This is a genomic window from Halopseudomonas sp. L-58, from assembly GCF_056859475.1.
The window spans coordinates 115,769-129,648 of sequence record NZ_JBSXON010000069.1 but is presented as its reverse complement, the minus strand read 5'-3'; the positions used below and the strand labels follow the sequence as shown (position 1 = coordinate 129,648).

Sequence of the window (13,880 nt, the reverse complement as noted above, 5' to 3'; positions counted from 1 at the left end):
ATGCTGTTCGCTCATACTGTTCGGAGGTAAGTCCATGACCGATATCGATGCCCGCTTGCGCGAAGACGTCCACAATCTGGGAGCCCTGCTCGGGCAGACCATTCAGGCTCACCTGGGGGAGGACTTTCTGCAGCGCATCGAGCGCATCCGGCTGGGCGCCAAACAGGGGCGCAAGGCGGATCAGGCCGCCAATGAAGCGTTGCTCAGCGCCCTGCAGGACTTGCCGGACAGCCAGTTGCTGCCGGTCTGTCGTGCCTTCAACCAGTTCCTCAACCTGGCCAACATCGCCGAACAGCATCACCGTATTCGCCGCCGCCGGGCCGATGAGCCGCTCGGCTTCGAGTCGCGTTGCGTGAGTGATCTGCTGGCCCGACTCAAGCAGGAAAACTTCAGTGCCGAAGCCATCGTGCAGCAGGTCAATGATCTGGACATTGAGCTGGTGCTGACTGCGCACCCGACCGAAGTGACCCGCCGCACCCTGATTCAGAAATACGACGCCATCGCCGCCGCCCTTGCCCGCGGTGATCACGACGATCTGACTTCCAGCGAACGTGGTGAGGTGCGTCAGGATCTGGCCCGCCTGATCAGCGAGGCCTGGCATACCGATGAGATTCGCCGTACCCGTCCGACGCCGGTTGATGAAGCCAAGTGGGGTTTTGCTGTCATCGAGCATTCGCTGTGGCAGGCACTGCCGCAGTTTCTTCGTCAGTTTGACGCCGATGTGCATAAGGCGACAGGCGAGCATCTTGATCTGCGCGCCGCACCGGTGCGCATTGCCTCCTGGATGGGCGGAGACCGTGATGGCAACCCCAACGTCACCGCACCGGTAACCCGCGAGGTGCTGCTGCTGGGGCGCTGGATGGCGGCGGATCTGTACCTGCGCGACATCGAAGAGCTGACCAATCAGTTGTCAATGCATGCCGCCAGTGACGAACTGCTGGCGCAGGCGAACTCGGTCGACGAGCCTTATCGCGCGGTGCTCAAGCAGTTGCGTACCCGGCTGCAGGCCAGCCGACGCTGGGCGGAGCAGTCGCTGAGCGCCGATGTGCCCATGCCGGATGAGGTATTGCATGATCTGGATGACCTGCGCGGCCCGCTGGAACTGTGCTACCGGTCGCTGATGCAGTTCGGCCTCAAGCGCATCGCCAATGGCCCGCTGCTGGATACCCTGCGTCGGGTCAACGCCTTCGGCCTCGGGCTGGTGCGACTGGACATTCGTCAGGATGCAGCGCGGCATGCCGAGGTATTCAGCGAGCTGACCCAATACCTGCAGCTGGGCAACTACGCCGACTGGGACGAGGAGGCGCGCTGCCGCTTCCTGCTCGAGGAACTGCATAACCGACGTCCGCTGCTGCCGCCGACCTGGCAGCCGTCTGCGGAGGTGGCTGAAGTGCTGGCGACCTGTCGGGTGGTTGCCCAGCAGCCGCGCGAGCTGCTCGGGTCTTATGTCATCTCCATGGCTTCGCATCCCTCCGACGTGCTGGCGGTCAAGCTGCTGCTCAAGGAAACCGGTGTCACCTGGCCGATGCGAGTCGCTCCGCTGTTTGAAACCCTCGATGATCTGGATCACGCTGCCGCCGCCATCGACCGGCTGCTGGCGCTGGATCAGTATCGCGCGCTGGTTGGCGACGAGCAGGAAGTCATGATCGGTTACTCCGACTCTGCCAAGGATGCCGGCACTCTGGCGGCGGGCTGGGCGCAGTACCGCGCTCAGGAGGCACTGGTGGCGGTTTGTCAGCGTCACGGCGTGCGCCTGCGTCTGTTCCACGGTCGTGGCGGTACGGTTGGCCGGGGCGGGGCACCTGCGCACATGGCGATTCTGTCGCAGCCACCGGGCTCGGTAAGGGGCCAGTTCCGGGTGACCGAGCAGGGCGAGATGATCCGTTTCAAGTTCGGTCTGCCCGGCATTGCCGTGCAAAGCATGCAGCTGTACGCCAGTGCGGTGCTGGAAGCCAGCCTGCTGCCGCCGCCAGCACCGCAACCGGCCTGGCGTGAGCTGATGCAGCAGATGGCGGATCGTTCGGTCGAGGTTTATCGCGGTGTAGTGCGCGGTGAGCCACAATTCGTCGAGTACTTCCGTCAGGCCACGCCGGAGCAGGAGCTTGGGCGTCTGCCGCTGGGCAGCCGGCCGGCCAAGCGGCGCAGTCAGGGCGGTATTGAAACCCTGCGGGCGATTCCCTGGATCTTCGCCTGGACGCAGACCCGGCTTATGCTGCCAGCCTGGCTGGGCGCAGGACAGGCGCTGCGTGAGATGCTGGATGCGGGCAGGCAGGACCAGTTGCGCGAGATGATGACGCACTGGCCGTTCTTCCTGGCACGGGTCGAGATGCTGGAGATGGTGCTGTCCAAGGCCGATGTCGATATTGCCCGCTTCTATGAGCGGCGTCTGGCCAGCGAGGACCTCTGGCCGCTGGGCAAGCGTCTGCGTGACGCTCTGGAACAGGCCACTGCGGCAGTGCTGCAACTGCGTGACAGCGATGTGCTGCTGGCCCACAACCCGGCGCTCGGTGAGTCGGTTGCGATTCGCAACCCCTACACCGATCCGCTGCATGTGCTGCAGGCCGAACTGATGGCGCGTACCCGCGCGCAGGGCGACAAGATTGATGCGGATCTTGAGCGTGCCCTGATGGTGACCATGGCCGGCATCGCCGCCGGGATGCGCAATACCGGCTGACGACAGAACGCGCAGCCTTGATGGGCTGCGCTGATCGTCAAGTATTTCAATGGCTTGTTTGCCTGCGACAATGGTCCGTCTTGTGCATGTCGGCGCGGGCGTGTATGTTGATCCCCCTTTGCGATCCAGCACCGCCTGGATAGTGCGAATTTTTCCGCATCTGCGCCGCGCGCGGGTGCCAGGCAGGTCGCTGGTTTAGGGCCGCTGACAGCTCGGATTCAGTTAGACGAGGAGTACATCATGCGAGTTATCCTGTTGGGCGCCCCCGGGGCGGGCAAGGGCACACAGGCCCAGTTCATCTGCGAGCGTTTTGGCATCCCGCAGATCTCCACCGGGGACATGCTGCGCGCAGCGGTCAAGGCCGGCACCGAGCTTGGCAAGCAGGTGAAAGAAGTCATGGACAATGGCGGCCTGGTCTCCGACGACCTGATCATCGGTCTGATCAAGGAGCGTATCACCCAGGACGATTGCGCCAAGGGCTTCCTGTTTGACGGTTTCCCGCGCACCATCCCGCAGGCTGAAGCGCTGGTTGAAGCTGGCATCGATATCGATCGCGTACTGGAAATTGCCGTTGCTGACGAAGAAATCGTTGCCCGCCTGTCCGGCCGCCGCGTGCACCCGGGTTCCGGTCGGGTTTACCATGTCGACCACAACCCGCCGAAGGTTGCCGGCAAGGATGATGTGACGGGTGAAGACCTGATCCAGCGTGACGACGACAAGGAAGAAACCGTACGCAAGCGTCTGGAGGTGTACCACACCCAGACCAAGCCGCTGGTCGACTTCTACCAGAAGCTGTCTGCTGCCAAGGGCACGCCCAAGTGCGCCAAGGTGGAAGGCATCGGCAGCGTCGAGCAGATCACTGCCAAGGTCATCACCGCGCTGGACTGAGTCCTGCTCGCTTGACCACAAGACCCGTGCTGACTTCGGTCGCACGGGTCTTTGCATTTTTGTACAATGCCCGGCCCTGAATTCAGAATCCGACCATGACCACACTGCTTGCTCTGGATACCGCCACCGAATGCTGTTCTGCCGCGCTGCTGCATGACGGCCGCGTCACTGCGCGCAGCGAAGTGATTCCGCGTCAGCACGCCCAGCGCCTGCTGCCGATGATTGAAGAGCTGCTCGGCGAGCGCGAGCTGCGTTTGCCGGATGTCGATGCGCTGGTGTTTGGCCGCGGACCCGGTGCCTTTACCGGTGTGCGTATCGCCACTGGCATGGTGCAGGGTCTGGCCTTTGCCGCCGACAAGCCGGTGATTGCGGTGTCCAACCTGGCTGCGCTGGCCCAGCGTGCGTGGCGCGAACATGGCGCCGAGACCGTTGCAGCGGCGATTGATGCGCGCATGGACGAAGTCTACTGGGGGCTATACGGCCTGCAGGACGGCGTCATGCAGTCACTGGACGACGAGCGGGTCTGCCCTCCGGAAGCCGTCAGCCTGCCTGACGGGGTAGCCAGTGTGGCCGGCGCCGGGACTGGCTGGCAGTACGCCGACCGGCTGGCGGTCTCGGCCGAGCGAAGTTGGCCGCAGATGCTGCCGAATGCCGTCGACCTGATTACCCTGGCCTTGCCACGCTGGCTGGCCGGTGAGGTGCTGGATGCGGCCGATGCCCAGCCGGTCTACCTGCGCGACAAGGTTGCCACGCCAAAAGGCCAGGCGTAAGCTGGCGGCATTATCTCTGGAGCTAATCTGGTGCGCCTGGACGGTTTCAACCCTTACTCATCGCTGCCTGACCGCAGCAGCCGCGCGGTTGCCAACACCACTGGCAGCAGCCCTGCTGCGTCCGTGCCCGGCAATGAGCAGGCCGGGGTAACCGCGACGCGTCTTCCGCCAGCCCAGGTGGTCCGTACCTCCAGCCCGGCCGCCGAGTATATCCCTGCCCGGCGCGAGTCTTATGAGCCGATCTACGGTCGCGCCAATCAGGCACTCGCCAGCTATCAAAGCACCGTCAACATGCCGGTCGACAGCGCCGCTGACACCATCGTCGGCATCGACACCTACGCCTGATGTCGTGACCGTACTACCCATGCGTTTCATCACTGGCTGCCCGCTCTGGGCCGAGCCTGCCTGGTTGGGCAGCCTCTACACCCGCGGCAGCGACGCCGATGAGCGTTTGGCGCAGTACAGCCGGGTGTTTGGCGCGGTCGAGGGCAATACCACCTTTTACTCGTTGCCGAGCGAGGCGCGGGTTGCCCGCTGGGCCGAGCTGCTGGTGGATGATTTTCATTTCTGCGCCAAACTGCCGCGGGAGGTCAGTCACGCTGGTCGGCTGGATCCTGCCCACCCAGCGTTGAAAGCCTTTCTTGAACGGCTGGCACCGCTGCAGCAGCGGCTCGGGCCGATCTGGCTGCAGTTGCCGGAGCGCTTTGCGCCACAAGATATGGGTACGCTGGCCGATTTTCTCGATAGCTTGCCGGGCGACTACCGCTATGCAGTCGAAGTGCGACATCCGGGCTTTTTCCGCAAGGATGACGCCGAGCGCCAGCTCAATCGTTTGCTGCATCAGCGCAGTATCGAGCGCATCAGTTTTGACAGCCGCGCCCTGTTTGCCAGTGCTGCGACCGATCCGTCGACGCTGGAAGCCAAGCAGCGCAAGCCGCGTCTGCCGGTGCACGCCATTGCGCTGAGTGAGCGGCCCAGCGTGCGCTTTATCGGTGGCATGGAGCAGGCTGCCAACTGGCAGGCACTGGCGCCCTGGCTCGACAAGTGTGTGCAGTGGCTGCAGGAAGGGCGTCAGCCGATGCTGTTTATGCACACCCCGGATAACCTGCTCGCTCCTCAGCTGGCCCGAGACTTTCACGCCGCACTCTGCGAGCGGCTGCCGACCCTCCCACCGATGCCGCTCTGGCCCGGTGAGCAGGAGGCCGTCGATATGCCGCAGCAGGGCGGCTTGTTCTGATAGCAACAGGAAACCTCATGACTGACGACATGCCCCTAACCCTGGCGGTCAACTGGCGGGACAGCCGCTTTCAGGTCGCTGCCCAGGCGCTGGCGGCGCGGCTGCAGTTGCCGGTGCTGGCGGATCTGCCGGACAGAGCGGGGTTGCTGTTGGAATTCGATGATGACGGGCTGGCATTGCGCAGCACTGCAGATGGCGCACCCGGTGCGGTGCGGGTCGACTTTGTCAACGGGGCGATGGCGCACCGCCGTCAGTTTGGCGGCGGGGCCGGGCAAATGGTGGCGCGCGCGGTGGGTATTCGCGGCAGTATCCGGCCCACCGTACTCGATGCCACCGCGGGCTTGGGGCGTGACGGCTTCGTGATTGCCTCGCTGGGCTGCGAGGTCACGCTGCTTGAGCGTCAGCCGGTGATCGCTGCGTTGCTTGAGGACGGTTTGCAGCGGGCCCGTGCGGCAGGGGGAGAGGTTGCGGAAATCGCCACGCGCATGCACCTGATGCACTGCGATGCGATTGCCGCGATGGGGGATTGGCAGTTGGAGGTGCCTCAGGTCATTCATCTGGACCCGATGTTCCCGCACCGCGACAAGTCTGCGCTGGTAAAAAAGGAAATGCGCTTGTTCCGCCCGCTCGCCGGCGATGACGATGACGCGCCCGAGCTGTTGGCGGCGGCGCTGCAGCTGGCCAGTCACCGGGTCGTGGTCAAGCGGCCGCGCAAGGCGCCGGCCATTGCCGGCCAGCGCCCCAGCGCCGAGATGGCCGGCCAGTCCAGTCGCTACGATATCTACGGCAAGAAAAAACTCGAGTAACGTACCGTCATGCCGGGCTTGCCGGCTTGCCGGCTTGCCGGCTTGCCTTAGCCTTCGGCGCTGCGTGCCACCTGTCGGATCGACAGTCGCACCTCTGCGCTGAGGACGCGTTTGGCGGTGTTTTCGGCAATATCTTCGAGTCCGGCTACGTAACTCAGTCGGCCCTCGGCGTCGGCGCTGAGCACCTGTTCAGCGGTCAGGCGCTGGATGAATTGGCGGAACAGGGTCTTGTCGAAGAATTCCGGCGCGTTCAACCCGTGCAGGATCGACAGCCGCTGTGCCATCACCGTACAGCGGGCCTCCAGCTGCTCTGCAGTCTGACTGCCATTGGGAAAGTTCAGCAGCAGCGCCGCGACCATATAAAAGCGTTCCAGAATCTGGATGATGCTGCGCGACAGCAGGCTGAGCATGACAAACTCGGGTGAGCTCAGGTCCGGGCGCTGGATCTGGCCATCGGCCTCGCGCAGCAGTTGCTGCGCGATCAGGCTGTCGATCCATTGCTGAATTACCCCGGGTAGTTGCTCCTCCTTCCAGCGCAGAAACAGCTCGCCCTGCAGATAGGGGTAGATACCCATGACCAGGCGCTCAATCTGCTCGCGGGTCATGCGCGGGTTGTTCTGGAACAGGCAGGCAATCAGCGCCGGCAATGCGACCAGATGCAGGACGTTGTTGCGGTAGTAGGTCATCAGTACCGCCTGCGGTTCGTCCAGCCGCATGATTTCGCCGAGGGCATCGGACTGGCGGTCAATCATCTGCATGGCCTCAACGTGCTCGATCATTTCCTGGCCCGAGATATTCGGCAGGGTCACGCCGCCACTGTAGGGCACCGCCTGCAGCAGCGCCTTGTAGTGATCCAGCGAGCGGGCCAGCGAGGTCTCGTCCAGCGCCAGACGCGCAGTGGACAGCATGACCAGCGCGACCATGTTGACCGGGTTGACGTCGGCGGCCGCGCTGATGCCGCTGGTCAGCTCGCGGGCCAGGGTGTTGGTGGTGTCGTTCAGCCAGGCCGGGCGGTAGTCCGGCCCCATCGACTGGTTGCGCCAGCCGGGTTGCTCGCGGTCGAGGAAGTCGGCCAGCGCCAGTGGTTCACCAAAGTTCACCGCCACCTGGCCGAACGGCAACTTGAGGGCTGACAGCACGCGGAAGATATCGAAGACCGATTCTTTTTTCTTTGCCTGGCCGCGCAGCTCGCCAAGGTAGGTGCGGCCCTCCAGTACCCGCTCGTAGCCAATATAGACCGGTACGAAGACGATGGGGCGGCGCGAGGAACGCAGGAAGCTGCGCAGGGTGATCGCCAGCATGCCGGTCTTGGGGCTGAGCATGCGCCCGGTGCGCGAGCGGCCGCCTTCGATGAAGTATTCCACCGGGAAGCCGCGGCTGAACAGCGCGTGCAGATACTCGTTGAACACGGCGGTATAGAGCTGATTGCCCTTGAAGCTGCGACGCATGAAAAAGGCGCCGCCGCGGCGCAGAATGCCTCCTATTACCGGCATGTTGAGGTTGATGCCGGCGGCGATGTGCGGCGGGGTCATGCTGTTGCGAAACAGCAGGTAGGACAGCAGCAGGTAGTCGATGTGGCTGCGGTGGCAGGGCACATAGATGATTTCATTGCCGCGGGCGATGTCCTGGATCGGCTTGATGTTATTGACCCGAATGCCGTCGTACAGCTTGTTCCAGAACCAGCTCAGTACTACCTCAAGGAAGCGGATGATGGTGTAGGTGAAGTCCGAGGCGATCTCGTTGGCATAGCGGGAGGCCATGGCCTGCGCCTTGCTCTCGTCAATCCCCTTTTCGCTGGCCTCGCGGGTGATCGCCTCGCGCACCAGCGGGGCATGCAGCAGTCCCTTGAGCAGAGTGCGGCGGTGAACCAGCTCAGGGCCGACCACAGCGGCGCGTTGCTGGCGGAAGTGCACGCGCAGCACCCGGTTGACCCGGCGTATCGCGCGCTGGCGGTCCATTCCCGGTTCAAGCAGTGTGTGCAATGGCACCTGCGGGCCGAAGTGTACGCGCACCTTGCGCCCCTGCAGCAGGATTGCGAGAAACTTGCGCAGGCGGCCGCCCACCCAGTTCCAGGCGAACAGTAACTTCAGCGGCGATGATTCACTGTCTGGTGACTGCCCCCAGAATACGGTCACGGGTACCAACTGAACATCGGCGCTGTCACTCAGGGCGCAGTCCAGTACCTTGCCCAGACGTGGCGACTGCGCGCGTGGGTCCGGGCGGCCCACCCAGGAGCGCTCGTGACTCAGGAAAACGTAGGATTCGCGTTCGTCGAGCGGTGGCAGCGGGACACGCACCGGACGCGGCAGGCCGGCGCGCACGCATTCGCGGTCGGCGACGATAAGGTCACTCAGAGAGCGGTAGGGCAGAACATAGATTACCGGTCGCTGCGGGTCTATGCCGATGTCATCGCCTTCGCCGATCCGGCGCGAGCGTGCCCACAGATACAGCAGGCGGCGAGCCAGACCGAAACGCAGGCGACCGAACAATGAGGAATAGGAAGCGGACATGGACATCTCTGTGGCAGCGTGGGCGGTAGCCGGATTTCGCAAGGCGGCTTGAGGTGGATTTTAGCGGGTTTGGCGGCCGCTCGCAGCCTGTCATGGCGGCGGCGGCACCGCCCGGCAAATGGTTGCTTGAAATGCACCGGGGGGATTCATATAGTCACTGCCTCGTGCGCATCCTTATCCGGCCGGAGACGGGGCATTTTGCCTCTCGCGATTGTGAACCACTGCACAGTTGCATTGTCGTAAACCGACATGGGTATCAGGGGCGATCGCTGGCCGCAGAAGCCAGCCGCAGACCGCGCGAAAGACCATTCTGGGGGAATAATAAAAGGCATGATAAGCATAAACAGCCTGACCAAACGCTTCGGCGATCACGTCGCCGTCGACAATCTGTCGTTTGACGTCAAGCCGGGTGAAGTGCTCGGTTTTCTCGGGCCCAACGGGGCCGGCAAGTCCACCACCATGAAGATGCTGACCGGATTTCTGACGCCTGATGGCGGTTCGGCGTCGGTCTGCGGCTTCGATATTCAGACCCAGACGCTGCTGGCTCAGCAGAAGATGGGCTATCTGCCTGAAGGTGCTCCGTGTTACGGCGACATGCGCGTCAAGGGCTTCCTTGAATTTATCGCCAGTGTTCGTGGCCTGACTGGTGCCGAGCGCCAGCGTCAGGTGCAGCGCGCCGTTGAGCAGGTCGAACTGCAGGACGTGCTCGGCCAGCGGATCGAGACGCTGTCCAAAGGGTTTAAGCGCCGGGTCGGTCTGGCCCAGGCCATTCTGCACGACCCGCAGGTGCTGATTCTGGACGAGCCCACCGATGGTCTGGACCCAAACCAGAAGCATCAGGTTCGCCGGCTGATTCAGCAACTGGCCGAAGGCAGCAACAAGATTGTTGTGATTTCCACCCATATCCTCGAAGAAGTCAGTGCAGTCTGCTCGCGTGCCGTGATTATCGGCAAGGGCCGCCTGCTGGCTGACGGTACGCCTGACGAGCTGGAAGCGCGCTCGCGCTATCACCAGGCGGTGACCCTGTCGCTCGCTGCGCCCGCTGACAGCGCTGCGCTCGAATCGCTGCCCGGTGTGGTCGCGGTTGAGCGCTCGGCAGACGGTCTTGCGTTGACCGTACTGGCCAAACCGGGTGAGGTGATCTTCCCGGCGGTCGGTCAACTGGCGCGTGAGCAGCAGTGGCAGGTCAATGAGCTGTCGGTGGAGCGCGGTCGTCTGGACGACGTGTTCCGCAGTCTGACCTCGGGGGAGTCGGTATGAACAATCTGGGTGTAATCTTCCGCCGCGAGCTGGGCAGTTACTTTGCCACGCCGCTGGCCTATATCTTCATCGTCATCTTTCTGGTCATGGCGTCGCTGTTTACCTTTGACGTCGGTGGCTTCTATGAGGCGGGTCAGGCTGATCTGATCGCCTTCTTCAACTTCCATGCGGGCCTGTACCTGTTCCTGATCCCGGCGGTCGCCATGCGGCTGTGGGCGGAGGAGCGCAAGTCGGGGACCATCGAATTGCTGATGACCCTGCCGGTGTCCCGAGCCGCTATGGTGCTGGGCAAGTTTCTCGCCGCCTGGGTGTTCGTCGGTATCGCGCTGTTGCTGACCTTCCCGATGGTGTTGACCGTCAATTACCTTGGCTCGCCGGATAACGGCGCGATCCTGACCGGCTATATCGGCAGCTGGCTGATGGCTGGCGGCTATCTGGCCATCGGCTCCTGCATGTCGGCACTGACCAAGAACCAGGTCATCGCCTTTATTCTCAGTGTGGTGGTGTGCTTCCTGTTTGTTGTCAGCGGGGTATCCATGGTGCAGAACGCCTTCAGTGGCTGGGCACCGCAGTGGGTGCTCGATACGCTCGCCTCGTTCAGCTTTCTGACCCGCTTTGAAGCGATCAGCAAGGGGGTGCTGGATTTGCGCGATTTGCTGTATTTCTTCTCGCTGATGGGCGCCTGGCTGCTCGCGACGGCGGTTGTCATCGACCTGAAAAAGGCCGACTGAGGAGCTGACTCTATGAAACGTCTAATGTATTCCGGTGCCGGTCTGCTGGTGCTGCTGCTGGCCTTCTTTGCATTCAATATGGCAACCAACGTGCTGCTGCCCGGCGCGCGACTGGATCTGACCGAACAGAAGCTGTTCACCCTGTCCGATGGCACCAAGCAGATTCTTGACGAGCTGGATGCGCCGATTGATCTGTACTTCTTTTTCTCCGACTCGGCGAGCAAGGACCTGACCGTGCTGCGCAACTACCAGCGTCGGGTTGAGGAAATGCTCAAGGAGTATGAGCGCCGCGCCAATGGCCAGATTCGTCTGCACATTATCGACCCCGAGCCGTTCTCCGAGGCCGAGGATCGCGCTGCCGAGTTCGGCCTTCAGGCGATTCCGCTGAGCGACAGCGGTGAATCGCTGTACTTCGGTCTGGCCGGTACCAACGAGTTGGCCCAGCGTGAGGTGATTCCGTTCTTCGCACTCGAGCAGGAAGGCATGCTCGAGTATGAGCTCAGCCGTCTGGTCAGCACCCTGGCCAAGCCCGACAAGCCGGCAATCGGTCTTATCTCCGGCCTGCCGGTGGATGGCGGCATGAACCCCTACACCCAGCAGCCCGCTGCTCCCTGGATGTCGATTGAGCAGGTGCGGCAGGTGTTCGAGGTCAAGCCGCTGGCCGAGGATATCGACAGTATTCCCGAGGATATCGGCGTGCTGTTGCTGATCCATCCCAAGGCACTGACCGAATCGGCGCTGTACGCCATTGACCAGTTTGTGCTGCGTGGCGGCAAGCTGCTGGCTTATGTGGATCCCTTCGCTGAGGCCGATCAGGGCATGGAGGCGATGATTCAGGGCATGGCGGACGGCAAGGCATCTGATCTTGGGCCGCTGCTGCAGGCCTGGGGTGTGGCCTATGATCCGACCAGGGTTGTGGTCGACGCCCAGCAGGGCATGGCGGTTGGTCGTGGCCCTGGTCAGCGCCCGGCCCGTCACATCGGCTGGCTTGAGGTGGAAACCGCGCAAATCGATGCCGACGATACCATTACCGCCCCGCTGCAGTTGTTGACCTACGCGACCGGTGGCGCGCTGGTGCCGGTCGAGGGCAGTGAGACCCGCTTTACTCCGCTGTTGCAGAGCACTAAAGACAGTGCGTTGCTACCGAGCGATGCCTTCGCCAACCTGCAGGACCCCGAGGACCTGCTCAAGGCGTTCACGCCGGACGACAACGTCTATACCCTGGCTGCGCGTCTGCACGGGCCGGCCAAATCGGCCTACCCGCAGGGGCTTGAAGGGTATGAGCCCGGCTTGACGCAGGCAGATAACATCAATGTGGTGGTTATCGCCGACACCGATATGCTGACCGACCGCATGTGGACCCAGGTGCGTGATCTGTTCGGTCAGCGAATTGCCCAGCCATGGGCGGAGAACGCCGGTCTGCTGGTCAACGCACTGGATAACCTGTCCGGGTCGGAAGCGCTGATCAGTGTGCGTTCGCGTGGCGACTTCAGCCGTCCGTTCACCGTGGTTGAAGAGCTGCAGCGCAAGGCCGAAAGCCGCTTCCGTGCCAGCGAGGAGCGCTTGCAGCAACGGCTGGCCGAGACCGACCAGAAACTCGCGCAGTTGCAGCAGAGCCAGGATCCCGGCCAGTTGACCGAGCTGACCACCGAGCAGCGCGATGCGATCCAGGCCTTCCTCGACGAGAAGCTGGCCATTCGCAAGCAACTGCGTGATGTGCGCTATCAGCTCAATGCCGATATTGACGAGCTGGGTAGCCGGCTGAAGTGGCTCAATACCGCAGCTGTGCCAGCCCTGCTGACCCTGGGTGTGCTGTTCTGGTGGCTGCTGGGTCGCGCCCGCCGCAAACGCTGAGGAGACGATATGCGCAAGATCATTCTTATCGCGTTGGCCCTGATCGCGGCGGCGCTTGTGGCGGTCGCCCTGCAGGTACGCAATAGTGATCGGGTGACCGATCTGCAGAGCCAGCCGTTGCTGGACGAGGCGAAACTGTCGCAGCTGGCGGCGGTTGAACAGATCGAGCTGGCACGCGCCGGACAGCAAGTAGTGCTGCAGCGTGATGGTGAGGCCTGGACGGTCGCCAATCGTGACCAGTTCCCGCTCCAGCGCGAGCGTCTGGCAGCGCTGCTGCTGGCGCTGCGCGAGGCGCGGGTGATCGAGGCCAAAACGTCCAACCCCGATTACCACGCGCGCCTTGGTCTGACCGAGGGCGAGGGTAACGACAGTGCCCTAGGGGTCAGCGTCAAGGCCGCTGAAGGCGGTTTTGGCCTGCTCTTCGGCAACAAGGTTGGCAGTGATCAACTGGTGCGTTTCGCCAATGAGGATCAGGTCTGGCTGGTTAATCGGGCGCTGAGCATGTCGGCCAACCCGCAGGACTGGCTCGATCTGCAGGTCAGCCAGATTCCGCTGGAGCAGGTCGCCACCGCGCACTGGCGTTATGCCGATGGCGAGGAGCTGCGGCTCGACAAGGCCAGCGAGGGTGATTACAACTTCAAGCTGGCGGACGGCGAGGGTGCCGGTCAGGAGCGCAAGCTGAACTCGATGGTGCTGGCGCTGGCCGATCTGCGGGCGCAGAACGTGTCCCCGCGCACTGCCCTTGAGCTGGGTGAGCCGGTGTTGGTCATGCAGCTCGGCAGCTGGTCCGGTGCCACGCTGGATGCATCGCTCTACGAGGTCGGCGGGGCCTACTGGCTGACTATCGACCAGCTCGATCAGAGTGAGGAAAATCCGCTGACGGTCAACGCGGATGCACGCTGGGCGTTTCAGTTGGGTGTGGCTCAGCATGATCGCATGGTGCTGCGCCATGCAGACCTGAAAACAGCTGACGATGCCGCCGGGCAACCGGAACAGAACTGACCTCCCCCTTGCAGCCGCCTGATTGGGCGGCTGCTGCCTTGCCGCGCTACTTGCGGCTCCCAATCTCTGAACTAGACTCGAAAAACGACCACCGGGTGAATGCCCCCGGTGGGCGCGCACGCGTTGTCCGCAGGCGGATAACGGAATT

The 13,880-nt window shown here is 63.1% G+C and carries 11 protein-coding genes; 10 read left to right on the top strand and 1 reads right to left on the bottom strand.

Features of this window, described 5'->3' with window-relative positions; genetic code table 11:
- Positions 1–34 precede the first annotated feature (34 nt).
- The 6 genes from ppc (at position 35) to AC13EY_RS12525 (ending at position 6,375) form a co-directional block, all read left to right on the top strand.
- Positions 35–2,674: a phosphoenolpyruvate carboxylase gene (ppc, locus tag AC13EY_RS12550; RefSeq protein ID WP_228245128.1), complete on the top strand. Its 2,640-nt coding sequence runs from the start codon at positions 35–37 to the stop codon at positions 2,672–2,674.
- Between the two features lie 240 nt (positions 2,675–2,914).
- Positions 2,915–3,562, top strand: a complete 648-nt coding sequence (adk, locus tag AC13EY_RS12545; protein WP_088273368.1) for an adenylate kinase — start codon at positions 2,915–2,917, stop codon at positions 3,560–3,562.
- 95 nt (positions 3,563–3,657) lie between these two features.
- Positions 3,658–4,332: a tRNA (adenosine(37)-N6)-threonylcarbamoyltransferase complex dimerization subunit type 1 TsaB gene (gene tsaB / locus AC13EY_RS12540; RefSeq protein ID WP_228245129.1), complete on the top strand. Its 675-nt coding sequence runs from the start codon at positions 3,658–3,660 to the stop codon at positions 4,330–4,332.
- Positions 4,333–4,362: 30 nt separating this feature from the next.
- Positions 4,363–4,677 (top strand): hypothetical protein, encoded by a 315-nt coding sequence (locus AC13EY_RS12535; protein WP_228245130.1) that lies wholly within the window; start codon positions 4,363–4,365, stop codon positions 4,675–4,677.
- Positions 4,678–4,696: 19 nt separating this feature from the next.
- Positions 4,697–5,569 carry a DUF72 domain-containing protein gene (locus tag AC13EY_RS12530; RefSeq protein ID WP_228245131.1) on the top strand — a complete coding sequence of 291 codons (873 nt, stop codon included), beginning with the start codon at positions 4,697–4,699 and terminating at the stop codon, positions 5,567–5,569.
- Between the two features lie 17 nt (positions 5,570–5,586).
- Positions 5,587–6,375 (top strand): class I SAM-dependent methyltransferase, encoded by a 789-nt coding sequence (locus AC13EY_RS12525; RefSeq protein ID WP_228245132.1) that lies wholly within the window; start codon positions 5,587–5,589, stop codon positions 6,373–6,375.
- Between the two features lie 47 nt (positions 6,376–6,422).
- Here AC13EY_RS12525 and plsB read toward each other — a convergent pair whose 3' ends face one another.
- Positions 6,423–8,885, bottom strand: coding sequence for a glycerol-3-phosphate 1-O-acyltransferase PlsB (plsB, locus tag AC13EY_RS12520; protein ID WP_228245133.1), 2,463 nt, complete (start codon positions 8,883–8,885; stop codon positions 6,423–6,425).
- Between the two features lie 330 nt (positions 8,886–9,215).
- Between plsB and AC13EY_RS12515 the strand changes: the two genes are divergently transcribed.
- Genes AC13EY_RS12515 through AC13EY_RS12500 form a run of 4 tightly spaced genes read left to right on the top strand, consistent with a single transcriptional unit; the run spans position 9,216 to position 13,732 of the window.
- Positions 9,216–10,145 carry an ABC transporter ATP-binding protein gene (locus AC13EY_RS12515; RefSeq protein ID WP_335600346.1) on the top strand — a complete coding sequence of 310 codons (930 nt, stop codon included), beginning with the start codon at positions 9,216–9,218 and terminating at the stop codon, positions 10,143–10,145.
- Positions 10,142–10,876 carry an ABC transporter permease gene (locus tag AC13EY_RS12510; RefSeq protein WP_088273375.1) on the top strand — a complete coding sequence of 245 codons (735 nt, stop codon included), beginning with the start codon at positions 10,142–10,144 and terminating at the stop codon, positions 10,874–10,876. Before AC13EY_RS12515 ends, AC13EY_RS12510 begins: the two co-directional genes overlap by 4 nt.
- A gap of 12 nt (positions 10,877–10,888) precedes the next feature.
- On the top strand, positions 10,889–12,730 hold the full coding sequence (locus AC13EY_RS12505; RefSeq protein ID WP_228245135.1) for a GldG family protein: 1,842 nt from the start codon (positions 10,889–10,891) through the stop codon (positions 12,728–12,730).
- Between the two features lie 9 nt (positions 12,731–12,739).
- A complete protein-coding gene (locus tag AC13EY_RS12500) occupies positions 12,740–13,732 on the top strand; it encodes a DUF4340 domain-containing protein (protein ID WP_228245136.1) in 993 nt (330 codons plus the stop codon).
- The last annotated feature ends 148 nt before the right edge of the window (positions 13,733–13,880 follow it).

Bases quoted from the DNA above. Each gene is read 5' to 3' on its own strand.
- ppc (WP_228245128.1), top strand. From the start codon at position 35: ATGACCGATATCGATGCCCGCTTGCGCGAAGACGTCCACAATCTGGGA.
- adk (WP_088273368.1), top strand. From the start codon at position 2,915: ATGCGAGTTATCCTGTTGGGCGCCCCCGGGGCGGGCAAGGGCACACAG.
- tsaB (WP_228245129.1), top strand. From the start codon at position 3,658: ATGACCACACTGCTTGCTCTGGATACCGCCACCGAATGCTGTTCTGCC.
- AC13EY_RS12530 (WP_228245131.1), top strand. From the start codon at position 4,697: ATGCGTTTCATCACTGGCTGCCCGCTCTGGGCCGAGCCTGCCTGGTTG.
- AC13EY_RS12525 (WP_228245132.1), top strand. From the start codon at position 5,587: ATGACTGACGACATGCCCCTAACCCTGGCGGTCAACTGGCGGGACAGC.
- plsB (WP_228245133.1), bottom strand. From the start codon at position 8,885: ATGTCCGCTTCCTATTCCTCATTGTTCGGTCGCCTGCGTTTCGGTCTG.
- AC13EY_RS12515 (WP_335600346.1), top strand. From the start codon at position 9,216: ATGATAAGCATAAACAGCCTGACCAAACGCTTCGGCGATCACGTCGCC.
- AC13EY_RS12510 (WP_088273375.1), top strand. From the start codon at position 10,142: ATGAACAATCTGGGTGTAATCTTCCGCCGCGAGCTGGGCAGTTACTTT.
- AC13EY_RS12505 (WP_228245135.1), top strand. From the start codon at position 10,889: ATGAAACGTCTAATGTATTCCGGTGCCGGTCTGCTGGTGCTGCTGCTG.
- AC13EY_RS12500 (WP_228245136.1), top strand. From the start codon at position 12,740: ATGCGCAAGATCATTCTTATCGCGTTGGCCCTGATCGCGGCGGCGCTT.